This window comes from Lelliottia nimipressuralis, assembly GCF_004402045.1.
In the GTDB taxonomy this organism is placed as follows: Bacteria; Pseudomonadota; Gammaproteobacteria; order Enterobacterales; family Enterobacteriaceae; genus Enterobacter; species Enterobacter chinensis.
In genome coordinates, this window is the sequence record NZ_SOMG01000011.1 from 189,915 (window position 1) to 213,862 (window position 23,948).

Consider the following 23,948-nt stretch of genomic DNA (forward strand, 5'->3'; position numbering starts at 1 on the left):
AAGACGAATGTGCGGTATTGTCGGTATCGCCGGTTTCATGCCGGTAAACCAGTCGATTTATGACGCGTTATCGGTGCTTCAGCACCGTGGGCAGGATGCTGCGGGTATCATCACCATTGATGCAAACAACTGCTTCCGTTTACGCAAGGCGAATGGCCTGGTAAACGATGTGTTTGAAGCCCGCCATATGCAGCGTCTGCAAGGTAATATGGGTATCGGTCACGTTCGTTATCCTACTGCTGGCAGTTCCAGCGCTTCTGAGGCACAGCCTTTCTACGTCAACTCACCGTACGGCATTACCCTTGCTCATAACGGCAACCTGACCAACGCGCATGAGCTGCGTAAAAAGCTGTTCGAAGAGAAACGTCGCCACATTAACACCACCTCTGATTCTGAAATCCTGCTCAATGTGTTCGCCAGCGAGCTCGATAATTTCCGTCACTACCCGCTGGAAGCAGACAACGTCTTTGCCGCTGTCGCTGCGACAAACCGCCAGATCCGCGGTGCGTACGCCTGCGTGGCGATGATCATCGGTCACGGCATGGTGGCCTTCCGCGATCCAAACGGCATTCGTCCGCTGGTGCTCGGCAAGCGCGACCTCGGTGATGGTCGTACCGAATATATGGTTGCTTCTGAAAGCGTGGCGCTGGATACCCTGGGCTTTGAGTTCCTGCGTGACGTTGCGCCGGGCGAAGCGGTCTACATTACCGAGAAAGGCCAGCTGTTTACCCGTCAGTGTGCTGATAACCCGGTCAGCAACCCGTGCCTGTTTGAATACGTTTACTTTGCCCGCCCGGACTCCTTCATCGACAAGATTTCCGTCTACAGCGCGCGCGTGAACATGGGCACCAAGCTGGGCGAGAAGATTGCCCGCGAGTGGGACGATCTCGACATCGATGTCGTCATTCCTATCCCGGAAACCTCTTGCGATATCGCGCTGGAAATCGCCCGCATCCTGGATAAGCCATACCGCCAGGGTTTCGTGAAGAACCGCTACGTTGGCCGTACCTTTATCATGCCTGGACAGCAGCTGCGTCGTAAGTCCGTGCGCCGCAAACTGAACGCCAACCGCGCCGAGTTCCGCGACAAGAACGTTCTGCTGGTGGATGACTCCATCGTTCGCGGTACCACCTCTGAGCAGATCATCGAGATGGCGCGCGAAGCGGGTGCGAAGAAAGTCTACCTGGCCTCTGCGGCACCGGAGATTCGCTTCCCGAACGTGTACGGTATTGATATGCCAACCGCTAACGAGCTGATCGCTCACGGTCGCGAAGTGGATGAAATTCGCCAGATCATCGGTGCCGACGGCCTGATTTTCCAGGATCTGAACGATCTCATCGACGCGGTGCGCGCCGAGAACCCGGATATTCAGCAGTTTGAATGCTCCGTGTTTAACGGTATTTACGTGACCAAAGACGTTGACCAGCAGTACCTCGACTATCTGGATTCGCTGCGCAACGACGATGCGAAAGCCGTCCAGCTGCAGAACGATCTCGAAAGCTTAGAGATGCACAACGAAGGTTGATCTCTCTGCAGGTGAGGGCGCTCGCCCTCACTTGCAACTCCCCGCAAAATCCTGCACAGTCTGCCCTGAAATCAGTAAGGGCGAAAATCATGAAACGACTCATTGTTGGGCTCAGCGGCGCCAGTGGCGCGATTTACGGCGTACGTCTGTTACAGGTTCTGCGTAACGTGGCGGAAGTCGAGACCCATCTGGTGATGAGCCAGGCGGCGCGACAGACCCTCTCTCTGGAAACCGATCTCTCCCTGCGCGATGTTCAGGCCCTGGCGGATGTCGTTCACGACGCCCGTGATATCGCCGCCAGCATCTCCTCAGGCTCGTTTAAAACGGCCGGCATGGTTATCCTGCCCTGTTCAATTAAAACGCTCTCCGGCATTGTGAACAGCTATACCGATACCCTGGTAACCCGCGCGGCGGATGTGGTTCTGAAGGAGCGTCGTCCTCTGGTGCTCTGCGTGCGGGAAACGCCGCTGCACCTGGGCCACCTGCGCTTAATGACCCAGGCCGCCGAGCTCGGCGCGGTCATCATGCCGCCGGTACCGGCGTTCTATCATCGCCCAGTCACGCTGGATGACGTGATTAATCAGACCGTTAACCGCGTGCTGGATCAGTTTGACATCGACCTGCCTGAAGATCTCTTCACCCGCTGGCAGGGGGCCTGATTCTGTGCACAAACAGAGTGCATGAAAAGAGGCGTTGCCCTGTTTCAGGGCAATTATGCAACGGCGATCATATCCTCGACATTTAATTCGTTTTTTCCCTTTTTCTCTTTCCGGTTCGTTCGGCAGACCTGCTATCTTTCACCATTAAGGCAATATCGCAACGTTTTATTAACATATTTAACGTCGAAGTTTTGACCAGACGGCAATGTGGCATAAGACCTGCAAGATGAAGCCTGCAACACAACACACAACACAATACATAATAAAATCACGGTATTTGAGGGTAAATGTATGAAGAAGACGGTTCTGGCTCTGTCTTTGCTCGTGGGGTTAAGTGCGGCAGCAGGTAGCTACGCAGCGCTTCCACAGACGGTTCGTATCGGTACAGACGCAACCTACGCGCCATTCTCTTCCAAGGATGCGAAAGGCGATTTCGTGGGGTTTGATATCGATCTGGGTAATGAAATGTGCAAACGCATTGCGGTGAAATGCACATGGGTGGGCAGCGACTTTGACGCGTTAATCCCGTCGCTGAAAGCCAAGAAAATCGACGCCATTATCTCTTCTCTCTCTATCACCGAAAAACGTCAGCAGGAGATTGCCTTCTCTGACAAGCTCTACGCTGCGGATTCTCGCCTGATTGCCTCTAAAGGTTCCCCGATTAAGCCAACCATCGACTCGCTGAAAGGCAAGCATGTCGGCGTGCTGCAGGGATCGACTCAGGAAGGTTATGCCAATGCGACCTGGCGTGAGAAGGGCGTAGACGTGGTGGCTTACCAGAACCAGGATCTGATTTACTCGGACCTGGCGGCAGGCCGTCTGGATGCGGCATTCCAGGATGAAGTCGCCGCGAGCGAAGGCTTCCTGAAGCAGCCAGCGGGTAAAGACTACGCATTTGCGGGCCCGTCTGTGAAAGACAAAAAGTACTTTGGTGATGGTACCGGTATTGGCCTGCGTAAGGATGATACCGAGCTGAAAGCCGCCTTCGACAAAGCCTTTGCAGAGCTGCGTAAAGACGGTACCTACGACAAACTGGCGAAGAAATACTTCGACTTCAACGTATACGGTGACTAAGACCTGGCGCTAACGCACTGCAAAGGTGCGTTGCGGGAGCGGTTGACCCAATGCAGTGCATTTAATGCACTGTGTTGGGTCGCTGTGTGCATACTTACGCATTTATAATGCAAAAAATCCCGCCTGAAAGGCATTAATCTTTGCCTGACAGAGGGGATTGATGGCACATTAGCACCACCCCGTCGTCGTAAAAATCCCGTATGAAGACAGTTTGTTGAGGATAAATATGAAAAAACTCGTGTTGTCATTATCTCTGGTGCTGGCCTTTTCCAGCGCCACCGCGGCATTCGCAGCCATTCCGCAGAAAATTCGGATTGGTACCGATCCAACCTATGCGCCGTTCGAATCAAAGAATTCAAAGGGTGAACTGGTGGGTTTTGACATCGATCTGGCCAATGAGCTGTGCAAACGCATCAAAGCACAGTGTACCTACGTTGAGAACCCGCTGGATGCACTGATCCCTTCTCTGAAAGCGAAAAAAATCGACGTAATCATGTCCTCGCTTTCTATCACCGAAAAACGCCAGCAGGAGATTGCCTTCACCGACAAACTCTACGCAGCCGATTCTCGACTGGTGGTGGCTAAAGCTTCTGATATTCAGCCAACGCTGGAGTCGCTGAAAGGCAAACGCGTGGGTGTGCTGCAGGGCACCACGCAGGAAACCTACGGTAACGAACACTGGGCACCGAAGGGGATTGAAATTGTCTCTTATCAGGGCCAGGAAAATATCTATGCAGACCTGACGGCAGGCCGTATCGATGCAGCATTCCAGGATGAAGTCGCGGCGAGCGAAGGCTTCCTGAAAACGCCGGTAGGTAAAGTTTACAAGTTTGGCGGTCCGTCCATTAAGGATGTGAAGTTATTTGGTGTGGGCACCGGTATGGGCCTGCGCAAAGAAGACAACGAACTGCGTGAGGCGCTGAATAAAGCGTTTGCTGAAATGCGCGCTGACGGCACTTACGACAAACTGGCGAAAAAGTACTTTGATTTTAATGTTTACGGCGGCTAATCGCCCCGTTAAATAACGTGCGGCCCCTCCCGCTGCGGGAGGGGAAAAGACACGGTTCCACCACTCACGATACGACAGGGCTCGCGGTATGCTGTACGGATTTTCTGGCGTTATTTTACAGGGCGCGCTTGTCACCCTTGAGCTGGCTATCAGCTCCGTGGTGCTGGCGGTGCTGATAGGTCTGGCGGGCGCAGGGGCGAAGCTTTCAGCTAACAAACCGCTGGCGCTGATCTTTGAAGGCTATACCACGCTCATTCGCGGCGTTCCCGATCTGGTGCTGATGCTGCTTATCTTTTACGGTCTGCAGATTGCGCTGAACAGCGTGACGGATGCGATGGGCATGGGACAAATTGATATCGACCCGATGGTGGCCGGTATTATTACCCTCGGCTTTATCTACGGTGCCTACTTCACCGAAACCTTCCGCGGTGCTTACATGGCCGTGCCGAAAGGTCACATTGAGGCGGCAACCGCCTTTGGTTTTACCTCTTCACAAACGTTTCGTCGGATTATGTTCCCGGCCATGATGCGCTATGCGCTGCCCGGCATCGGCAACAACTGGCAGGTTATCCTCAAAGCCACAGCGCTGGTCTCGCTGCTGGGCCTTGAAGATGTGGTGAAAGCCACTCAGCTGGCAGGTAAAAGCACCTGGGAGCCGTTCTACTTTGCGGTAGTCTGTGGCGTTATCTATCTGGTCTTTACGACCGCCTCCAATGGTGTGCTGCTTCTGCTCGAGCGTCGCTACTCCGTGGGTGTGAAGAGGGCTGACCTGTGATTGAGATTATTCAGGAATACTGGAAATCGCTGCTGTGGACAGATGGCTACCGCTTTACCGGCGTGGCAATTACGCTCTGGCTGCTGATCTCCTCCGTGGTAATGGGCGGCATTCTGGCGGTGTTTCTTGCCATTGGCCGCGTGTCGAACAATAAATTTATTCAGTTCCCGATCTGGCTGTTTACCTATGTCTTTCGCGGTACGCCGCTGTACGTGCAGCTGCTGGTGTTCTATTCGGGGATGTACACGCTTGAGATCGTAAAAGGCACTGAGATGCTGAATGCGTTCTTCCGCAGCGGTCTGAACTGTACGGTGCTGGCGTTAACGCTCAATACCTGCGCCTATACCACCGAGATTTTCGCGGGAGCTATTCGCTCTGTGCCTTACGGCGAAATTGAAGCGGCGCGTGCGTACGGCTTTTCCTCAGTGAAGCTTTACCGCTGTATTATTCTGCCGTCGGCGCTGCGTATCGCGTTACCGGCGTACAGCAACGAAGTGATTTTGATGCTGCACTCCACCGCGCTGGCCTTCACCGCGACGGTGCCGGACCTGCTCAAAATTGCGCGCGATATTAACTCCGCGACCTATCAGCCGTTTACCGCGTTTGGCATTGCGGCAGTACTCTATTTAATTATCTCTTATGTTTTGATTAGCCTGTTCCGTAAGGCTGAAAAACGCTGGTTGCAGCATATAAAACCTTCTTCGACGCACTGAGAAAGATGATGGCTGAGAACAAATTAAACGTTATTGATTTGCACAAACGCTACGGCGAGCATGAAGTGCTGAAAGGGGTGTCGCTGCAGGCGAATGCGGGCGACGTGATCAGTATCATCGGCTCATCTGGCTCGGGTAAAAGTACCTTCCTGCGCTGTATTAACTTCCTTGAAAAGCCGAGTGAAGGCTCGATTGTGGTGAGCGGGCAGAATATTACGCTAGTGCGTGACAAAGACGGCCAGCTGAAGGTGGCAGATAAGCATCAGCTGCGTCTGCTGCGTACGCGTCTGACGATGGTGTTCCAGCACTTCAACCTCTGGAGCCATATGACGGTGCTGGAGAACGTAATGGAAGCACCGATTCAGGTGCTGGGCCTGAGCAAGCAGGAAGCGCGCGAGCGTGCGGTGAAATATCTGGCGAAAGTGGGTATCGACGAGCGCCAGCAGATGAAATATCCGGTGCATCTCTCCGGCGGACAGCAGCAGCGTGTCTCCATCGCCCGCGCGTTGGCGATGGAACCGGAGGTGCTGCTGTTCGACGAACCGACTTCCGCGCTGGACCCGGAACTCGTTGGCGAAGTGCTGCGCATCATGCAGAAGCTGGCAGAAGAGGGTAAAACGATGGTAGTGGTGACGCACGAGATGGGCTTCGCCCGTAACGTCTCGAACCACGTTATCTTCCTGCATCAGGGTAAAATTGAAGAGCAGGGGCACCCCGACGAGGTGCTGGCGAACCCGCAAAGCCCACGTTTGCAGCAGTTCCTTAAAGGCTCTCTGAAGTAGGTTTTGCCTTTCTCCCTCTCCCTGTGGGAGAGGGTCGGGGTGAGGGCATCAGACCGCAGTACAGCCCAATCGCCCGGTGGCGCTTCGCTTACCGGGCCTACTAATTCCGTTGCCGGCCGGCATACTCAAGCCGATACACCCAGTCGTCATAGCGCACGCCGTCAATCTCATACGCCTTTTCCAGCACCTGCATGCGCACAAACCCGGCTTTCTCAAGCACCCGCACCGACCCGCCGTTGTCCGCCAGAACGTACGCGTTGATCGCTTTCACGCCGGTCTGGTTAAACGCATAATCACACACCGCGCGCAGCGCCTCGCTGGCGATACCTTTTCCCTGCGCGGCAGGCACAACTGTATAGCCGATATCGGCCTCTTCACGATTCTCTGTGCTGATTTGCAGGCCGATATCGCCAAGCGGCGTGTCATCATCCTGAAAGCGGATCACAAACACATGTGCAGCCGTGAGTCGCGCGGCAAACACGCGTCGGGTCTCTTTTTCCGGGGTGATGGCGCCCATATAGCGCATGATATTACGGTCTTCCCGCAGCGAGCGAAAGAAGGCCCAGTCAGTGGGTTCGAAAGGGGTGAGGTGCAGACGGGGTGTGGTGATGGTTGCCATTGTTACGCCATTTGATCAAAACATGGCGTATGACTGTAGCATATTCACCGCACCACATCCCCCAGCGCCTCTTCTAATTCATACCAGCGGAACGCAAAGCCGGCCGCTTCCAGCCGTTTTGGCAGCGCGCGCTGCCCGCCCAGTACCAGCACAGACGCTTCACCCATCATCAGGCGAATCACCGTGGCAGGCACGCGCAAAATCGCCGGGCGATGCAGGGCATGTCCCAGCGCGTGGGCAAACTGTTCGTTACGCACCGGATACGGCGCAACCATGTTAAACGGCCCGCGCAGATCGTTATCCAGCAGCCAGAGAATACCGTTGACCATATCGTCGATATGGATCCAGGCCAGATACTGACGGCCATTGCCGATGGGGCCGCCGAGTCCGAGCCTGAAAGGGGGAAGCATCTTCGCCAGAATGCCGCCTTTCGGCGAGAGGACGACACCGGTCCGCAGCAGGCAGACGCGGGTACGATCGCTCTGCGCCGTGCAGGCGATACGCTCCCACTGGGCGCAAAGTTTATGGGTGAACTCGTTATGGGGCGGCTCTTCCTCGGTCACCACCACCTCACCGAGATCGCCGTAATAGCCCACTGCTGAACCTGAAATCAGCACTGAAGGCGGCGTGTGGCTGTTGCGGATCAGCTCGACCAGCTTTTCGGTGATGTTCCACCGGCTGCTGCATAACAGCTGTTTTTGCTCTTCCGTCCAGCGCTTATCGGCAATGGGTTCACCCGCGAGGTTAATGACGGCGTCGAAGCCGTCCAGATTTTGCTGCTCGGTCAGATTTTTCCAGATATCAATACCCGCCCCCAGCACCTGGCGCGCTTTCTCAGGGCTGCGCGTGACCACGGTAATATCGTGATGCAAGGCCTGCAGACGCGCAATAAGATGACGACCAATGAGGCCAGTACCGCCGGTCAGCAAAATCTTCATACAACCTCCAGGGTTACGCCTGGCGTTTCCAGCTTAACGCCATAGAGACGGAGTCGGCGTAACGCAGGGCGTGAAGTTTATCGATCTCAACTTCAGCATAAGTGACCCAGTGATGTTCGCGTGCGATATCGAGCACATCCTGAGTTAATTTTTCCAGCAGAGAGAAGCGGTTATTTTCTACGTACTGGATGATGTTTTTGGTTATTGTGCGGTAGTTCAGCGCGTCATTGATGTCTTCGCTGGCCCGCGCTTTTTCTGCGGGGTAGTGAATCACCACGTTAATGACAATATCCTGACGGTTGGCGATCTCTTCCTCTTTGATGCCGATAAAGGTACGCAAGCGTAAATTTTTTATACGAATAACAGCGTCTGGCTGTGACATTGCAGGTCTTCTCCGTGTCAGTATTTCCCGCTCATCATACATGAGAGGCTCGCGGGCACCCAGCCTCATACCGCGTTAAATCTGCTGGATTTTTTGCATCGCGCGTTCGGTGGCCGGGCGGGTCCGAATGCGTTCAAACCAGTTGTTCACGGCCGGGTAAGCGGCTAAGTCAATTCGGTGTTTTTCATGCGTATTCACCCACGGCCAGCAGGCGATATCGGCAATGCTGTAATGATCGCCCCCGAGCCACGGTGTTTTCTCCAGCCGACGGTTCAGAACGTCATAGAGCCGTTGAGTCTCTACCTGATAGCGTTCTATCGCATAAGGAATGGGCTGCGGGGCGTAAGCGGTAAAATGGTGATTTTGCCCCAACATCGGCCCAAGTCCGCTTGCCTGCCAGAAGAGCCATTGCAGGGTATGGTGACGCTCGCGCAACTCTCCGCTCAGCAGTTTGCCGGTTTTTTCCGCCAGGTAGAGCAAAATTTCACCGGATTCAAACAGGCTCAGCGGTCTGCCCCCGTCCACCGGCTGGTTATCAATAATTGCCGGGATTTTATTGTTCGGCGAGATAGCCAGAAAGAGAGGACTGAACTGATCGCCTTTGCTGATATCCACGCGAATGATCCTGTAATCCAGTTCGGCTTCCTCAAGAAAGAGGGTGATCTTATGGCCGTTTGGGGTAGGGGCATAATAAAGGTCGATCATTCTCAACTCCTGTCCATGCGAAGAGTGGTGCCATGACAAATGAGTATAGGTGGTTGTTGTAAATCGTGAGTTTTCATCAAGTGACAGCGAGGCAAAGAGATTATATGTTGAGTGAAAACCGATCAGCCGATGAGGATGTTATGAACCAGCCCGTAATCACGTTGTGGTCCGATGCGAATTTCTTTTCTCCCTATGTTATGAGCGTATACGTTGCGCTGGCCGAAAAAGGGCTCACTTTTACGCTGAAGACCGTTGATCTCGACGGCGGTGAACATCTCAAACCGCAGTGGCAGGGTTACGACCTGACCCGACGCGTGCCGGTGCTGGAAATTGATGGCTTTGCCCTGAGCGAATCATCGGCGATTGATGAATATCTGGAAGATCGGTTCGCGCCGCCCGAGTGGGAGCGTATCTATCCTCACGACCTGCAAAAGCGCGCCCGGGCGCGGCAGATCCAGGCGTGGCTGCGTAGCGATCTGGTACCGATTCGCGTGGAACGCTCGACGGATGTTGTGTTTGCCGGGGTGAAAAAGCCAGCGCTCAGCGCAGAAGGCACCGAAAGCGCGCAGAAACTAATTGAAACCGCCACCGCGCTGCTATCCCATGGTAACCCGAACCTGTTCGGCGAGTGGTGCATTGCCGACATCGATCTGGCGTTGATGCTAAACCGTTTGATACTCAACGGTGATGAGGTGCCTCAGTTGCTGGTCGATTATGCAGCGTTTCAGTGGCAGCGAGCCTCCGTGCAGCGCTATGTGGCACTCTCCGCTAAGCGCGCGGGCTGATAAGCCCAGACGCTTCAGGTATGATGAGGGCAGTCTGTTTTCCCGAGGAGTGACTGATGAAACTGATGTTTGCGTCGGATATCCATGGATCGCTGCCCGCTACCGAGCGTGTGCTCTCTCTGTTTACACAAAGCGGCGCGCAGTGGCTGATCATTCTGGGTGATGTGCTCAATCACGGCCCGCGTAATGCGCTGCCGGACGGCTATGCCCCTGCGCAGGTGGCTGAAAAACTGAATGCGCATGCCTCGCGTATCATCGCCGTGCGCGGCAACTGCGACAGCGAAGTGGACCAGATGCTGCTGCATTTTCCCATTACCGCGCCGTGGCAACAGGTGCTGCTGGAAGACAGCCGCCTGTTCCTGACCCATGGGCATCTTTTTAGCCCGGATAATCTCCCGGCGCTCGCGGCTGGCGATGTCCTGGTTTACGGTCATACTCATATTCCGGTTGCTGAAAAACACGGTGATATTTATCACTTTAACCCGGGTTCGGTCAGCATACCGAAAGGCGGATATCCTGCGAGCTATGGCATGCTGGAAGGAAATACCCTGAGCGTTATCGCACTTAATGATCAGCAAGTTATTGCGCAGGTAGCGATTAATCCGTAAGTTACACCTCAACTGCAAACGCGCCGAAAGAGCGCTTAGACGAGAAGGTTTCCCGATGGTGGAGCAGAGTCATTTGGCAAGTACAGAGTGGGTTGACATTGTCAACGAAGAGAATGAAGTGATCGCGCAGGCCAGCCGCGAACAAATGCGTGCGGAGCGTCTGCGTCACCGCGCAACGTATATTGTTGTGCACGACGGTATGGGCAAAATTTTGGTCCAGCGCCGTACGGACACCAAAGATTTTCTCCCTGGTATGCTGGATGCCACTGCAGGCGGCGTTGTCCAGGCGGATGAAGTGCTGCTGGATTCTGCGCGTCGTGAAGCGGAAGAAGAGTTAGGCATTGCCGGTGTGCCGTTTGCCGAGCACGGCCAGTTCTATTTCGAGGACGAACATTGCCGCGTCTGGGGCGGGCTGTTTAGCTGCGTCTCTCACGGGCCTTTCGCCCTGCAGGAAGAAGAAGTCAGCGAAGTGAACTGGATGACGCCGGAAGAGATTACCGCGCGCTGCGACGAGTTCACGCCGGATTCGTTAAAAGCGCTGGCACTGTGGATGACCCGCAACGCCAAAAACGAATCCGCTAAGCCAGAAAGCAAAGCGGAAAAAGAGGAAGAGGCTGAATAAGCCTTAACAGCTTTCCCGCAGGCACAGGCTGGACGCGATGGGTTTATGGTCGCGCCAGTCTCCGTCATTCAGACGTTCCAGTAACGCTTTCCCGGCTTCAATCCCAATCTTACGATGCGGTACCGCCATCGTCGTCAGCGGCGGCTGACAGACGCGGCTGACGTCGCTATCGCCAAAACCCACTACCGCCAGATCGTCCGGCACCTTGATTCGTCTGCGCTGGCACTCGTACAGCGCACCGCAGGCCAGCTCGTCAGAGACGCATACCAGCGCATCCAGCTCGGGCCAGGCCAGCAGAAATTCAGGCAGTTGCGCTGCGCCGGTCGAGAAACTCGGCGACATCGCCGCGTTAATGACCCGATTCGGTGACATATGGTGGCGAAGCATAGCTTTGTACCAGCCCTGCAGATGCTGCTGGAAAATCCACTGCTCCTGGTTGGCGCACAGCAGGCCAATATTTTGGTAGCCGCGCTTAATCACCATTTCCGTAAGCTCATACATGGCCGCCACGTTATCAATCCCGATATTCATATCAATCGGGTCGGCACGCATGGCACCCATTTCCATTACCGGAATGGAGGCATTTTTTAGCCAGTGACGAACGGTGTCGGTATGTTCAACGCTGAGCAGGATAGCGGCAGCAATATTCGACGCCAGCAGCGTCTCCAGCAACTTTTCTTCCTGCTCAAGGCGGTGCTGGGATTCAGCCAGCATGATCTGATACCCGGCAGGCTGCAGCACCTGCTGCAGCCCGGCAAACATCTCCGAGCAGCCAGCTTCGGAGAGATTAGGCACCACCATGGCGATTGTCCATGACGACGCCGAGGCCAGGGCGCTGGCGGCAAGATTAGGCATATAGCCCAGCTCCTGCACCGCAGCTTCAATTTTTTCTCGTAGTTTATCGGAAACCTGTTCAGGCGTGCGGAGTGCACGGGACACGGTCATCGTGCCTACACCGGCAAGCTGTGCGACATCGGCGAGTGTCACTTTACCAGTACTACGCCGTTTTCGGGTTAAAGACATACACCTTCCTGCTGACCAGACGCGTTCTTCTTTTCCTTCGCTTCACGTGACAGGCAGTATACGCCTTAAATCCCTTTTTTTGCTGTGATTTAGCGCCGTGATTGCAATTTGATAGCGCTATCACATTTCTGCATGTTAACGATTGGTAGCGCTATCTTTGTGATCGCGATCGCAGTCATTCAGCGATGTGTTGAATAAAGTTTGCTCATCTTTAGCGTGTAGCGGGAGTGAAAAGTGCTCAAAAAATGGATATATGATACAACCATCATGCTGCAGGATAGCGTGGAAAACTGGCCGCAGGCGCTGGAGCTGTGCGCGAAGCCGCTACTGGATTTGCAGGTGATTGAGCCTGAATACGTCACGGCCATCATTCAGCAGCACCACACGTTAGGACCCTATTATGTGCTGGCACCAGGGCTAGCCATGCCGCATGCGCGGCCGGAGGAAGGAGCCAAAGGACTGGGGTTGTCATTATTAAAACTAAAACAGGGCGTCTCGTTTGGTGCCGGTGAGTTTGACCCTGTCGACGTCATTATTATGCTCGCGGCACCCGACAAAAATAGTCATATCGAGATGATCTCATCGCTGGCTGAATTATTTTCCAGCGATGCAGATATGGCCGAACTGCATCAGGCGAATACCCTGGAGGAGATAAAAACGATTATTGACCGCTTCTGATTTAACTCTTTAATCCGATTATTCACAACATTACGCGCCAGCGTGATGGGGCGTACTCTACTCAAAATAAGGGGACAATAATGAAAATCATGGCTATTTGCGGTTCCGGCCTGGGCAGTAGTTTTATGGTCGAAATGAATATTAAAAAGGTGCTTAAAAAGCTGGAGATTGAGGCTGACGTTGAACACTCCGATCTCTCCTCGGCCACGCCGGGCGCGGCCGATCTTTTCGTGATGGCAAAAGACATTGCGGCCAGCGCCAGTGTGCCGGAATCCCAGCTGGTGGTGATCAACAACATCATCGATATCAACGAACTTGAAGCGCAGTTGCGCGCCTGGTTCGAAAGACAATAACCCTGATAAGGCGAGGTGGATATGTTTATCCTTGAAACGCTGAATTTCGTTGTTGATATTTTAAAAGTCCCTTCGGTGCTGGTGGGGTTAATTGCGTTAATCGGTCTGGTTGCGCAGAAAAAAGCGTTTTCCGACGTGGTGAAAGGGACCATTAAAACCATACTGGGCTTTATTGTTCTGGGCGGCGGCGCCACGGTTCTGGTCGGGTCATTAAATCCTTTAGGCGGTATGTTTGAACACGCCTTTAATATCCAGGGCATTATTCCAAATAACGAGGCGATTGTTTCCATTGCACTGGAAAAATACGGCGCCTCAACCGCACTGATTATGGCTTTCGGAATGGTGGCGAATATTATCGTCGCGCGCTTTACCCGCCTGAAGTATATCTTCCTGACCGGGCATCACACCTTCTACATGGCGTGCATGATTGGCGTGATCCTGACGGTAGCGGGCTTTGAGGGCGTAGGGTTGGTCTTTACCGGATCGCTGATCCTGGGTCTTATCATGGCTTTCTTCCCGGCGATTGCGCAGCGCTACATGAAGCGCATTACCGGCAACGATGAGATCGCCTTCGGCCACTTCGGCACGCTGGGCTACGTGCTCTCCGGCTGGATTGGCAGCAAGGTCGGCAAAGGCTCACGCTCAACCGAAGAGATGAACCTGCCGAAGAACCTGAGCTTCCTGCGCGACAGCTCGATCTCTATCTCGCTGACCATGATGATTATCTACCTGATCATGGCGGTGAGCGCCGGACGTGAGTACGTTGAGGCGACCTTCAGCGGAGGTCAGAACTACCTTGTCTACGCCATCATCATGGCAATTACCTTCGCGGCGGGCGTGTTCATCATCCTTCAGGGCGTGCGCCTGATTCTGGCGGAAATCGTCCCGGCCTTTACAGGCTTTTCGGAAAAACTGGTGCCCAATGCGCGTCCAGCCCTGGACTGTCCGGTGGTCTATCCGTATGCGCCAAACGCGGTGCTGATTGGCTTCCTGTTCAGCTTCCTCGGGGGAATTGTAGGGTTGTTCATCTGCGGTCAGTTCAGCTGGGTGCTGATCCTGCCGGGCGTGGTGCCGCATTTCTTCACCGGCGCAACGGCGGGCGTGTTTGGTAACGCCACCGGCGGACGACGCGGGGCAATGATTGGCGCCTTTGCTAACGGCCTGCTGATCACCTTCCTGCCGGTTCTGCTGCTGCCGGTACTGGGCGCAATTGGCTTTGCCAACACCACCTTCTCGGACGCTGATTTCGGTGCCGTTGGGATTGTGCTCGGCAACCTGGCGCGCTTCCTGTCGCCGCTTGCCATTACCGGGCTGGTTGTGGCGTTGTTCGCGCTGCTGGTGGCGTACAACGTCTTCGCGAAAAACAAACCTGCTGGCGGTAACGCGCAGGAAAACACCGGAGCCAAATCATGAATGAGAAAGAGATAACCGAACTCGCGCGTCAAATTCGTCTTGAGACCCTGAAATCGCTGACGCAGCTGGGGTTTGGCCACTACGGCGGCAGTATGTCGGTGGTTGAAACGCTGGCCGTGCTTTACGGCGCGGTGATGAAAATCGACCCAGCGGACCCGGACTGGCCAGAGCGAGACTATTTTGTCCTGTCGAAAGGTCATGCGGGCCCGGCGCTCTACAGCACGCTGGCGATCAAGGGCTACTTCCCGGTGGAAGAGTTGAGCACCCTGAACCAGAACGGTACGCGCCTGCCAAGCCACCCGGACCGCCTGAAAACGCGCGGCGTGGATGCCACCACCGGTTCGCTGGGGCAGGGGATTTCCATCGCAGGCGGAATGGCGTTGCCACACAGGCTGGCAGGAAGGCCAAACCGGGTATTTTGCATCGTTGGCGATGGCGAGCTGAACGAGGGCCAGTGCTGGGAAGCCTTCCAGTTTATTGCCCACCATCGCCTGAACAACCTGACGGTGTTCGTCGACTGGAACAAACAGCAGCTCGACGGCGAACTGGATGAGATCATCAGCGCATTCGACCTGGAGGGGAAATTCCGCGCCTTTGGCTTTGAGGTGGCGACGGTGAAGGGCGACGACATTCCGGGTCTGCTGGCAGTGACGTCGCGGGTCCCGGCTGCCGATGCGCGTCCGTTAGTCGTCATCCTCGACAGCATCAAAGGGCAGGGGGTGCCGTACCTGGAGCAGCTCAGCAACTCGCACCACCTGCGATTGACCGCGGAGAGCAAAGCGGCCCTCAACGAGACGATTCGCCAACTGGAGGCTTCACATGATTAAGGTTGCACCGCCACGACAGAAAGACGCCGTTGAGATGCGTAAAGTCTACGCGGGTTTTGTGGCAAAACAGATTGAGGCAGGAAGTGAGATTATCGCGCTTGAAGCCGATCTGATGAGCTCAATGGCAATGGACGGCGTCGCGCGCGATTATCCGCAGCACGTGATTAACTGCGGCATTATGGAGGCCAACGTCATCGGCACGGCGGCGGGGCTGTCGCTTACCGGACGCAAGCCGTTCGTGCACACCTTCACCGCGTTTGCCAGCCGCCGCTGCTTTGACCAGCTGTTTATGTCCCTGGACTACCAGCGCAACAACGTAAAGGTGATTGCCTCGGATGCAGGCGTGACGGCCTGTCATAACGGTGGAACCCATATGTCGTTTGAGGATATGGGCATCGTGCGTGGTCTGGCACACTCGGTGGTGTTGGAGGTGACCGACGCTGTGATGTTTGAGGACGTGCTGCGTCAGCTTATCGACCTGGAAGGCTTCTACTGGGTGCGCACCATCCGCAAGCAGGCGCCGAGCGTGTATGCGCCGGGCTCAACCTTCACCATCGGCAAAGGCAACGTGCTGCGCGAGGGGAGTGATATTACGCTTATTGCCAACGGCATTATGGTGGCGGAAGCGCTGGAGGCGGCGCATCAGCTGGAGCAGGAGGGGGTCAGCGCGGCGGTTATCGACATGTTTACCCTGAAGCCCATCGACCGGATGCTGGTGAAGAACTACGCCGAGAAAACCGGACGGATTGTGACCTGTGAAAACCACAGCATTCACAACGGGCTGGGGTCGGCGGTGGCGGAAGTGCTGGTGGAAACCTGCCCGGTACCGATGCGTCGGGTGGGGGTAAAAGAGCGTTACGGCCAGGTGGGGACGCAGGAGTTCCTGCAGAAGGAGTATGGCCTGACGGCACATGACATTGTGTCGGCGGCGAGAGAGTTGTTGTAATAAAAAAGGCGACTCTGTAGTCGCCTTTCTTGCCGGATGGCGCTTCGCTTATCCGGCCTACAAAACCGTAGGCCCGGTAAGCGCTAGCGCCACCGGGCTTTTTATCTTACTGCTGCTGCTGCGAAGACTGGATCGCGGTCAGCGCGATGGTGTAGACGATATCGTCAACCAGCGCACCACGGGACAGGTCGTTCACAGGTTTGCGCATACCCTGCAGCATTGGCCCGATGGAGATCAGGTCTGCAGAACGCTGTACCGCTTTGTAGGTGGTGTTACCGGTGTTCAGATCCGGGAAGATGAACACGGTAGCGCGACCTGCAACCGGAGAGTTCGGCGCTTTGGATTTCGCAACGTCAGCCATAACGGCGGCATCGTACTGCAGCGGGCCGTCGATCATCAGGTCAGGACGTTTTTCCTGTGCCAGACGGGTCGCTTCACGCACTTTCTCTACGTCGCTACCTGCACCAGAGGTACCGGTGGAGTAGGAGAGCATCGCCACGCGAGGTTCGATACCGAAGGCAATCGCGGAGTCCGCAGACTGGATAGCGATTTCAGCCAGCTGCTCTGCAGTTGGATCCGGGTTAATCGCACAGTCGCCGTAAACGTAAACCTGTTCAGGCAGCAGCATGAAGAAGACGGAAGAGACCAGAGAACTGCCCGGTGCCGTTTTGATCAGCTGCAGCGGTGGACGAATGGTGTTCGCAGTGGTGTGAACTGCACCGGAAACCAGACCGTCAACTTCGTCCTGTTCCAGCATCAGCGTACCCAGCACCACGTTGTCTTCCAGCTGCTCGCGCGCAACGGCTTCGGTCATGCCCTTGCTCTTACGCAGCTCAACCAGACGGGCAACGTAGCTTTCGCGGACCACTTCAGGGTCAACGATTTCGATGCCAGTGCCCAGCTCAACGCCCTGAGACGCCGCAACGCGGTTGATCTCATCCGGGTTACCCAGCAGCACACAGGTCGCGATACCGCGCTCTGCACAGATAGCCGCTGCTTTAACGGTACGTGGTTCGTCGCCTTCTGGCAGAACAACGCGCTTGCCTGCTTTACGCGCCAGCTCGGTCAGCTGGTAACGGAATGCAGGAGGAGACAGACGGCGGCTGCGCTCGGAGGTCGCAGTCAGGGATTCGATCCAGTCTGCGTTGATGTAACCCGCAACGTATTCCTGAACTTTCTCAATACGCTCGTGGTCGTCAACAGGCACTTCCAGGTTGAAGCTCTGCAGGCTCAGAGAGGTCTGCCAGGTATTGGTGTTCACCATGAAGACCGGCAGGCCAGTCGCAAATGCGCGCTCGCACAGTTTGCCGACGCGTGGGTCCATTTCGTAAGCACCGGTCAGCAGGATGGCACCGATTTCCACGCCGTTCATCGCGGCCAGACACGCAGCAACCAGCACGTCAGGACGGTCTGCGGAGGTCACCAACAGGGAACCTGCGCGGAAGTGTTCCAGCATGTGCGGAATGCTACGCGCACAGAAGGTCACGGACTTCACGCGGCGGGTGTTGATGTCGCCTTCGTTAACCACGGTCGCGTTCAGGTGGCGCGCCATATCGATTGCACGGGTGGCGATCAGATCGAAGCTCCATGGCACCGCGCCCAGTACTGGCAGCGGGCTGGATTCCTGCAGTTTAGCCGGGTCAATTTTGACAACTTTCGCTTTGGAAGAGTCGTCGAAGATTTCGGACAGGTCAGGGCGAGTGCGGCCCTGCTCATCAACTGGCGCGTTCAGCTTGTTCACGATCACGCCGGTGATGTTGGTATTTTTCGCGCCGCCGAAGCTGCTGCGCGTCAGTTCGATACGCTCGTTCAGCTGCTCTGGGGTATCGGTGCCCTGAGACATCACGAAAACGATCTCTGCGTTCAGGGTTTTCGCAATTTCGAAGTTCAGAGACTGGGCAAACTGGTGTTTGCGTGTCGGGACCAGGCCTTCAACCAGCACCACTTCAGCGTCTTGCGCGTTAGCATGGTAGTTGGCGATGATCTCTTCCATCAGCACGTCTTTCTGGTTGCTGGACAGCAGAGATTCAACGTGGCTCATCTTCAGCGGTTCAGCCGCTGGCAGATTGGAGTTCTTACGAACGATGGAGGTGGTCTGGTCTGGCGCATCGCCACCGGCACGTGGTTGGGCGATTGGCTTAAAGACGCTCAGACGAACGCCTTTGCGTTCCATAGCACGGATAACGCCAAGGCTGACGCTGGTCAGGCCGACGCTGGTTCCGGTAGGGATCAGCATAATAGTACGGGACACGGTTTATCCTCTTTCGTTACCGCCCAAATGTGGCGGGTTACAAAACAGCACCGCCAGCATTGCTGGCGGTGTGGAATCAGGCAGTCAGGCGGTGCGCGTCTTGCGCGATGACCAGTTCTTCGTTAGTTGGGATAACGAGAGCAGGGCGGGTGCCTTCTTTGTTGATGAAGCCAGACTTGCCGAAGCGGGCAGCCAGGTTACGTTCGTGATCAACGTCGAAGCCCAGAACGCCCAGTTTACCCAGGGACAGTTCACGAACCATTGCCGCGTTCTCACCGATACCGCCGGTGAAGATAACCGCGTCCAGACGACCGTCCATCAGCGCAGTGTAAGAGCCGATGTACTTCGCCAGACGGTGGCAGTAAACGTCCATTGCACGTTTAGCGTCTTCTTTGTCTGCGTAGTTGTCTTCAACGTAACGGCAGTCGCTGGTGACTTCGGTCAGACCCAGCAGGCCAGACTCTTTGGTCAGCATTTTGTTGATCTGGTCAACGCTCATGCCCAGGGTGTCGTGCAGGTGGAAGATGATCGCCGGGTCGATGTCACCGGAACGAGTACCCATCACCAGACCTTCCAGCGGGGTCAGACCCATGGAGGTATCAACACATTTACCGTTGCGGATAGCAGAAACAGAACCACCGTTGCCCAGGTGGCAGGTGATGATGTTCAGTTCTTCAACCGGCTTGTTCAGAACTTTTGCGGCTTCCTGCGTCACATAGAAGTGGCTGGTGCCGTGCGCGCCGTAACGACGTACGCCGTGTTCTTTGTACAGGCTGTATGGCAGGGCATAGAGGTAAGATTCTTCCGGCATGGTCTGATGGAACGCGGTGTCGAATACGGCCACGTTTTTGTTTTTCAGATTCGGGAAGGATTTCAGCGCTTCAGCGATACCGATCAGGTGCGCCGGGTTGTGCAGCGGTGCGAAGGACGCAGAGTCCTTGATGCCCTGGATTACAGATTCGTCGATCACAACGGAGCTGGTGTATTTTTCGCCGCCGTGGACGATACGGTGACCAATCGCAGTCAGCTGAGCAGACAGTTCTGGTTTTTGTGCCAGAATAGTGTTAACGATAAAGTTCAGCGCTTCACTGTGAGCGGCGCCTGCACCTAAAGCCGCTTCTTGTTTGCTGCCGTCCATCTTCCACTTGATACGTGCTTCAGGCAGATGGAAACATTCGGCCAAACCAGAGAGGTATTCGTCACCGTTGAGCGCATCGATGATGGCGAATTTCAGTGAGGAGCTACCGCAGTTCAGAACCAGTACTAACTTACTCGACATGGAAGTACCTATTATTGATACGTGGCTAAAAAAACGTCAGTGAGTCTAACAGCGTAACGCATGATGACTCAGACATTTATGATTAACATCATGCCAAACGAACATTGTGGCATGATGGAAGAAATAACTATGATTTTATGCCATTTTGCACAATTTTCAGCCAATGGCATAATATGCAATAATTTGACGAGTTAATGATTCTCGTCTAAGGCCCTATCAGGCTGGCACAGGATACCCGATACGGGGTAGAGATGACAAAATATTTTGAACGTTGTCATAGCTTGTTGTGGTTTTGCACGAAAATTTTAATTTTTATATGTGAAGTTGAGGTACAGCCATGTCGACACCAGAGAACCCGTCCGTAAATTTCTTCAGTCTGTTTCGTCGGGGACAGCATTACGCAAAGACGTGGCCGATGGAAAAGCGCCTTGCGCCCATGTTCATTGAGAATCGCACCATCCGCGCCACGCGCTATGCGATTCGCTTTATGCCGCCAGTTGCTGTCTTTACTTTGTGCTGGCAGATAGCGCTGGGTGGGCAGCTTGGACCTGCCGTCGCAACGGCACTCTTCGCGTTAAGCCTGCCGATGCAGGGGCTGTGGTGGTTAGGTAAACGCTCTGTCACGCCACTTCCACCTTCTATTTTACACTGGTTTTATGAAGTTCGCGGAAAACTGGAGGAGGCCGGGCAGGCGCTCGCCCCGGTCGAAGGTAAGCCGGATTACCAGGCGCTGGCGGACACGTTAAAGCGCGCTTTTAAGCAACTGGATAAAACATTCCTCGATGACTTGTGATTGATCATCGAAACGACGACGAAAAGAAGGCACAGTAACAATCAGTTACCGTGTCTTTTTTTTAAGTGCAATGCGCTACAGGAGTCGAAAGATGGAAATGACCCATGCTCAACGTCTGATTTTGTCTAACCAGTACAAGATGATGACTATGCTTGATCCCGATAACGCTGCGCGCTACAGCCGCCTGCAGACCATCGTCGAACGCGGCTTTGGTTTGCAAATGCGCGAACTGGACCGCGAGTTTGGCGAACTGAAAGAAGAAACCTGCCGCATCGTGATCGACATCATGGAGATGTATCACGCGCTGCACGTGTCCTGGACGAATCTCAAAGATCAGCAGTCCATTGACGAGCGCCGCGTGACCTTCTTAGGCTTTGATGCGGCAACGGAAGCGCGTTATCTGAGCTATGTTCGCTTTATGGTGAATACTGAAGGGCGTTATACCCACTTTGACGCGGGCACCCACGGTTTCAACGCGCAGACCCCAATGTGGGATAAATATCAGCGTATGCTGAGCGCGTGGCACGCCTGCCCGCGTCAGTACCATTTAAGCAGCAACGAAATTCAACAAATCATTAATGCCTGACGGAGGTGCGTGTGCAGTGTAGAGGTTTTCTGTTTGATCTGGACGGTACGCTGGTGGATTCGCTGCCGGTTGTGGAGCGTTCATGGTGTCATTGGGCTGACAGACATGGCATCGACCATCAGGAGGTGCTGAATTTTATCCATGGCAAACAGGCCATTACCTCGCTACGGCACTTTCTGGCCGGACGCTCTGAGGGCGAAATTCAGGCGGAGTTCAAATACCTGGAACACATTGAAGCCACTGACACGGACGGCATCACCGCATTGCCAGGGGCGCGCGAACTGCTTGAGCATCTGAACGAAGCGCAGATCCCGTGGGCTATTGTCACCTCAGGTTCTATTCCCGTCGCCCACGCCCGTCATAAGGCGGCTGGTTTACCGAAGCCGGAAGTGTTTATCACTGCGGAGCGCGTCAAGCGTGGTAAACCCGAACCCGATGCATTTTTACTGGGTGCTGAACTGCTGGGCCTCGCCCCTGCAGAGTGTGTGGTAGTAGAAGATGCGGCTGCTGGCGTACTGGCCGGGCTGAACGCCGGAAGCCACGTTATCGCCGTGAACGTTCCGGCTGGGTCACCCCGCCTGGAGGAGGCCGACTTTGTGCTGAATTCTCTGACGGCACTGGCTGTTTCAAAAGCCTCTGACGGAGTTGTAACCGTCTCGCTAAAAATGTAATCCCATGATATTGCCCCACATTGCTGGGGCTTTTTTATGGCAAAATTTCTCATCTCCCACTGACAAGGACATGTTGTGAACGGTGAACTGATTTGGGTCCTGAGCCTGCTTTTAATCGCCATCATTCTTTTTGCCACGGGCAAGGTACGCATGGACGCCGTCGCCTTGTTCGTCATTGTCGCGTTTGTGCTGAGCGGAACGCTCACGCTGCCGGAAGCCTTTTCCGGGTTTAGCGATCCCAACGTTATCCTGATTGCCGCCTTGTTTATTATCGGCGATGGCCTCGTGCGCACCGGTGTGGCGACCATTATGGGGGCGTGGCTGGTGAAGGTGGCTGGCAACAGCGAAACCAAAATGTTGATCTATTTGATGTTGACGGTCGCCGGGCTGGGGGCGTTTATGAGCTCAACGGGCGTGGTCGCCATCTTTATCCCGGTGGTGCTGAGCGTTTCCATGCGGATGCAGAGCTCGCCGTCGCGTCTGATGATGCCCCTGAGTTTTGCCGGTTTGATCAGCGGCATGATGACGCTGGTGGCAACGCCGCCGAACCTGGTCGTCAACAGCGAGCTTCTCCGGGAAGGCTTCCAGGGCTTCAGTTTTTTCAGCGTCACCCCGCTTGGGCTGGTTATTCTGGTGTTGGGCGTGTTCTACATGCTGCTGACCCGTTTTGCCCTCAAAGGCGAAAAACAGGACAAAAGCAAAGAAGGCTGGAAACGACGCACTTTCCGCGATCTGATTAAAGAGTACCGCCTCACCGGGCGGGCGCGCCGTCTGGCCATTCGCCCCGGCTCGCCGATGGTGGGGCAGCGCCTTGACGACCTGAAACTGCGTGAGCGCTATGGCGCGAATGTGATCGGTGTCGAGCGCTGGCGTCGTTTTCGCCGGGTCATCGTCAACGTCAACGGGGTGTCGGAATTCCGTGCGCGAGATGTCCTGCTGATTGATATGTCCACCGCGGAGGTGGATCTACGTGAGTTTTGCAGTGAACAGCTGCTGGAACCGATGGTACTGCGCGGGGAGTATTTCTCAGACCAGGCGCTGGATGTCGGTATGGCCGAAGTGTCGCTGATCCCGGAATCGGAATTGTTGGGTAAAACAGTGCGGGAAATGGGGTTCCGGACGCGTTATGGCCTGAATGTCGTGGGGCTGAAGCGCGATGGCGTGGCCATGGAAGGGGCGGTGGTGGACGAGCCGATCCTGCTGGGTGATATCTTCCTCGTCGTTGGCAACTGGAAGCTGATAAGCCAGCTCGGGCAAAAGGGCCGCGATTTTGTGGTGCTCAATATGCCTGTTGAAGAGAGCGACGCCTCTCCGGCGCACAGCCAGGCTCCCCATGCGATTTTTTGCCTGGTATTGATGGTGGCGCTGATGCTGACCGACGAGATCCCCAATCCGGTCGCGGCCATTATTGCCTGCCTGTTGATGGGGAAATTTCGCTGCATTGACGCCGAAAGCGCTTATAAAGCCATTCACTGGCCGAGCATTATTCTCATCGTCGGGATGATGCCCTTCGCCCTGGCGCTGCAAAAAACCGGCGGGGTGGATCTGATCGTTAAAGGCTTAATGGACGTTGGCGGCGGGTTTGGGCCGTACATGATGATGGTCTGTCTGTTTATCATGTGCGCCACCATCGGTCTGTTTATCTCCAACACCGCGACGGCGGTACTGATGGCACCAATTGCGCTGGCGATGGCGAAATCCATGGGCGTGTCGCCGTATCCCTTTGCGATGATGGTGGCGATGGCGGCATCAGCGGCGTTTATGACGCCGGTCTCTTCACCGGTCAATACCCTGGTGCTGGGACCCGGGAACTACCGGTTCAGCGATTTTGTGAAGCTGGGCGTGCCGTTCACCGTGCTGGTGATGCTGGTATGCGTAGTGTTGATACCGGTGTTGTTCCCGTTCTGAAAATTTTGCCGGGTGGCGGCTGCG

26 protein-coding genes are annotated in these 23,948 nt (G+C 55.1%); 19 read left to right on the forward strand and 7 right to left on the reverse strand.

The genetic code is table 11. The features are described 5' to 3' along the window. The first annotated feature begins 7 nt into the window (after positions 1-7). The 7 genes from purF to hisP all read left to right on the forward strand — a co-directional run bounded on the left by purF (position 8) and on the right by hisP (position 6,537). On the forward strand, positions 8-1,525 hold the full coding sequence (purF, locus tag E3U32_RS04210) for an amidophosphoribosyltransferase (protein WP_047346639.1): 1,518 nt from the start codon (positions 8-10) through the stop codon (positions 1,523-1,525). A gap of 89 nt (positions 1,526-1,614) precedes the next feature. After that, a complete protein-coding gene (locus E3U32_RS04215; protein ID WP_134347757.1) occupies positions 1,615-2,184 on the forward strand; it encodes a UbiX family flavin prenyltransferase in 570 nt (189 codons plus the stop codon). Between the two features lie 291 nt (positions 2,185-2,475). Next, entirely contained in the window at positions 2,476-3,258 is a 783-nt protein-coding gene (gene argT / locus E3U32_RS04220) for a lysine/arginine/ornithine ABC transporter substrate-binding protein ArgT (protein WP_134347758.1), read from the forward strand. A 226-nt stretch (positions 3,259-3,484) separates the two neighbouring features. Next, complete coding sequence (gene hisJ, locus E3U32_RS04225; protein WP_134347759.1) at positions 3,485-4,267, forward strand: histidine ABC transporter substrate-binding protein HisJ; 783 nt, start codon at positions 3,485-3,487, stop codon at positions 4,265-4,267. 88 nt (positions 4,268-4,355) lie between these two features. Beyond that, the gene (locus tag E3U32_RS04230) at positions 4,356-5,042 is read left to right on the forward strand and encodes a histidine ABC transporter permease HisQ (RefSeq protein ID WP_023336422.1); all 687 of its coding nucleotides are present in this window, start codon (positions 4,356-4,358) and stop codon (positions 5,040-5,042) included. Continuing rightward, positions 5,039-5,755 carry an ABC transporter permease gene (locus tag E3U32_RS04235; protein ID WP_008502590.1) on the forward strand — a complete coding sequence of 239 codons (717 nt, stop codon included), beginning with the start codon at positions 5,039-5,041 and terminating at the stop codon, positions 5,753-5,755. Before E3U32_RS04230 ends, E3U32_RS04235 begins: the two co-directional genes overlap by 4 nt. 8 nt (positions 5,756-5,763) lie before the next feature. After that, positions 5,764-6,537: a histidine ABC transporter ATP-binding protein HisP gene (gene hisP, locus E3U32_RS04240; RefSeq protein WP_134348071.1), complete on the forward strand. Its 774-nt coding sequence runs from the start codon at positions 5,764-5,766 to the stop codon at positions 6,535-6,537. A 100-nt stretch (positions 6,538-6,637) separates the two neighbouring features. On the opposite strand, the gene E3U32_RS04245 is transcribed toward hisP, so the two are convergent. From E3U32_RS04245 to yfcG, 4 genes are all read right to left on the reverse strand, one after another. Next, entirely contained in the window at positions 6,638-7,156 is a 519-nt protein-coding gene (locus E3U32_RS04245; protein ID WP_134347760.1) for a GNAT family N-acetyltransferase, read from the reverse strand. Positions 7,157-7,200: 44 nt separating this feature from the next. Beyond that, positions 7,201-8,094 carry a TIGR01777 family oxidoreductase gene (locus tag E3U32_RS04250; protein WP_134347761.1) on the reverse strand — a complete coding sequence of 298 codons (894 nt, stop codon included), beginning with the start codon at positions 8,092-8,094 and terminating at the stop codon, positions 7,201-7,203. 13 nt (positions 8,095-8,107) lie between these two features. Then, positions 8,108-8,476, reverse strand: coding sequence for a dihydroneopterin triphosphate 2'-epimerase (gene folX / locus E3U32_RS04255; RefSeq protein ID WP_134347762.1), 369 nt, complete (start codon positions 8,474-8,476; stop codon positions 8,108-8,110). A 75-nt stretch (positions 8,477-8,551) separates the two neighbouring features. Continuing rightward, positions 8,552-9,181, reverse strand: coding sequence for a GSH-dependent disulfide bond oxidoreductase (gene yfcG, locus E3U32_RS04260; RefSeq protein ID WP_134347763.1), 630 nt, complete (start codon positions 9,179-9,181; stop codon positions 8,552-8,554). A gap of 140 nt (positions 9,182-9,321) precedes the next feature. Between yfcG and yfcF the strand changes: the two genes are divergently transcribed. From yfcF to yfcD, 3 genes are read left to right on the forward strand one after another with little or no spacing between them, the layout of a single operon-like run. Continuing rightward, positions 9,322-9,966, forward strand: coding sequence for a glutathione transferase (yfcF, locus tag E3U32_RS04265; protein ID WP_134347764.1), 645 nt, complete (start codon positions 9,322-9,324; stop codon positions 9,964-9,966). A gap of 56 nt (positions 9,967-10,022) precedes the next feature. Further along, complete coding sequence (gene yfcE, locus E3U32_RS04270; protein WP_134347765.1) at positions 10,023-10,574, forward strand: phosphodiesterase; 552 nt, start codon at positions 10,023-10,025, stop codon at positions 10,572-10,574. A 55-nt stretch (positions 10,575-10,629) separates the two neighbouring features. Further along, positions 10,630-11,196, forward strand: a complete 567-nt coding sequence (gene yfcD / locus E3U32_RS04275; protein ID WP_134347766.1) for an NUDIX hydrolase YfcD — start codon at positions 10,630-10,632, stop codon at positions 11,194-11,196. 3 nt (positions 11,197-11,199) lie between these two features. Here yfcD and E3U32_RS04280 read toward each other — a convergent pair whose 3' ends face one another. Continuing rightward, on the reverse strand, positions 11,200-12,219 hold the full coding sequence (locus tag E3U32_RS04280; RefSeq protein WP_134347767.1) for a LacI family DNA-binding transcriptional regulator: 1,020 nt from the start codon (positions 12,217-12,219) through the stop codon (positions 11,200-11,202). Positions 12,220-12,486: 267 nt separating this feature from the next. Between E3U32_RS04280 and E3U32_RS04285 the strand changes: the two genes are divergently transcribed. The 5 genes from E3U32_RS04285 (at position 12,487) to E3U32_RS04305 (ending at position 16,436) form a co-directional block, all read left to right on the forward strand. After that, entirely contained in the window at positions 12,487-12,897 is a 411-nt protein-coding gene (locus E3U32_RS04285; RefSeq protein ID WP_435659340.1) for a PTS sugar transporter subunit IIA, read from the forward strand. Between the two features lie 80 nt (positions 12,898-12,977). Next, positions 12,978-13,250: a PTS sugar transporter subunit IIB gene (locus tag E3U32_RS04290; RefSeq protein ID WP_134347769.1), complete on the forward strand. Its 273-nt coding sequence runs from the start codon at positions 12,978-12,980 to the stop codon at positions 13,248-13,250. A 21-nt stretch (positions 13,251-13,271) separates the two neighbouring features. Then, complete coding sequence (locus E3U32_RS04295; RefSeq protein WP_063429128.1) at positions 13,272-14,663, forward strand: PTS ascorbate transporter subunit IIC; 1,392 nt, start codon at positions 13,272-13,274, stop codon at positions 14,661-14,663. Continuing rightward, a complete protein-coding gene (locus E3U32_RS04300; RefSeq protein WP_134347770.1) occupies positions 14,660-15,490 on the forward strand; it encodes a transketolase in 831 nt (276 codons plus the stop codon). The genes E3U32_RS04295 and E3U32_RS04300 overlap by 4 nt, the downstream gene beginning before the upstream one ends. Continuing rightward, entirely contained in the window at positions 15,483-16,436 is a 954-nt protein-coding gene (locus E3U32_RS04305; protein ID WP_134347771.1) for a transketolase family protein, read from the forward strand. Before E3U32_RS04300 ends, E3U32_RS04305 begins: the two co-directional genes overlap by 8 nt. 106 nt (positions 16,437-16,542) lie before the next feature. Here the strand turns inward: E3U32_RS04305 and pta are convergent, their stop codons facing one another. Both pta and ackA read right to left on the reverse strand, forming a co-directional pair. Next, a complete protein-coding gene (gene pta, locus E3U32_RS04310) occupies positions 16,543-18,687 on the reverse strand; it encodes a phosphate acetyltransferase (RefSeq protein WP_134347772.1) in 2,145 nt (714 codons plus the stop codon). 76 nt (positions 18,688-18,763) lie between these two features. After that, complete coding sequence (gene ackA, locus E3U32_RS04315; RefSeq protein ID WP_134347773.1) at positions 18,764-19,966, reverse strand: acetate kinase; 1,203 nt, start codon at positions 19,964-19,966, stop codon at positions 18,764-18,766. Between the two features lie 337 nt (positions 19,967-20,303). Between ackA and yfbV the strand changes: the two genes are divergently transcribed. The 4 genes from yfbV (at position 20,304) to E3U32_RS04335 (ending at position 23,924) form a co-directional block, all read left to right on the forward strand. After that, a complete protein-coding gene (gene yfbV, locus E3U32_RS04320; RefSeq protein WP_032641969.1) occupies positions 20,304-20,759 on the forward strand; it encodes a terminus macrodomain insulation protein YfbV in 456 nt (151 codons plus the stop codon). A 91-nt stretch (positions 20,760-20,850) separates the two neighbouring features. Further along, positions 20,851-21,345 (forward strand): YfbU family protein, encoded by a 495-nt coding sequence (locus tag E3U32_RS04325; RefSeq protein WP_008502874.1) that lies wholly within the window; start codon positions 20,851-20,853, stop codon positions 21,343-21,345. A gap of 11 nt (positions 21,346-21,356) precedes the next feature. Beyond that, positions 21,357-22,016, forward strand: a complete 660-nt coding sequence (locus E3U32_RS04330) for a sugar phosphatase (RefSeq protein WP_134347774.1) — start codon at positions 21,357-21,359, stop codon at positions 22,014-22,016. A gap of 75 nt (positions 22,017-22,091) precedes the next feature. After that, complete coding sequence (locus E3U32_RS04335) at positions 22,092-23,924, forward strand: SLC13 family permease (protein WP_134347775.1); 1,833 nt, start codon at positions 22,092-22,094, stop codon at positions 23,922-23,924. The last annotated feature ends 24 nt before the right edge of the window (positions 23,925-23,948 follow it).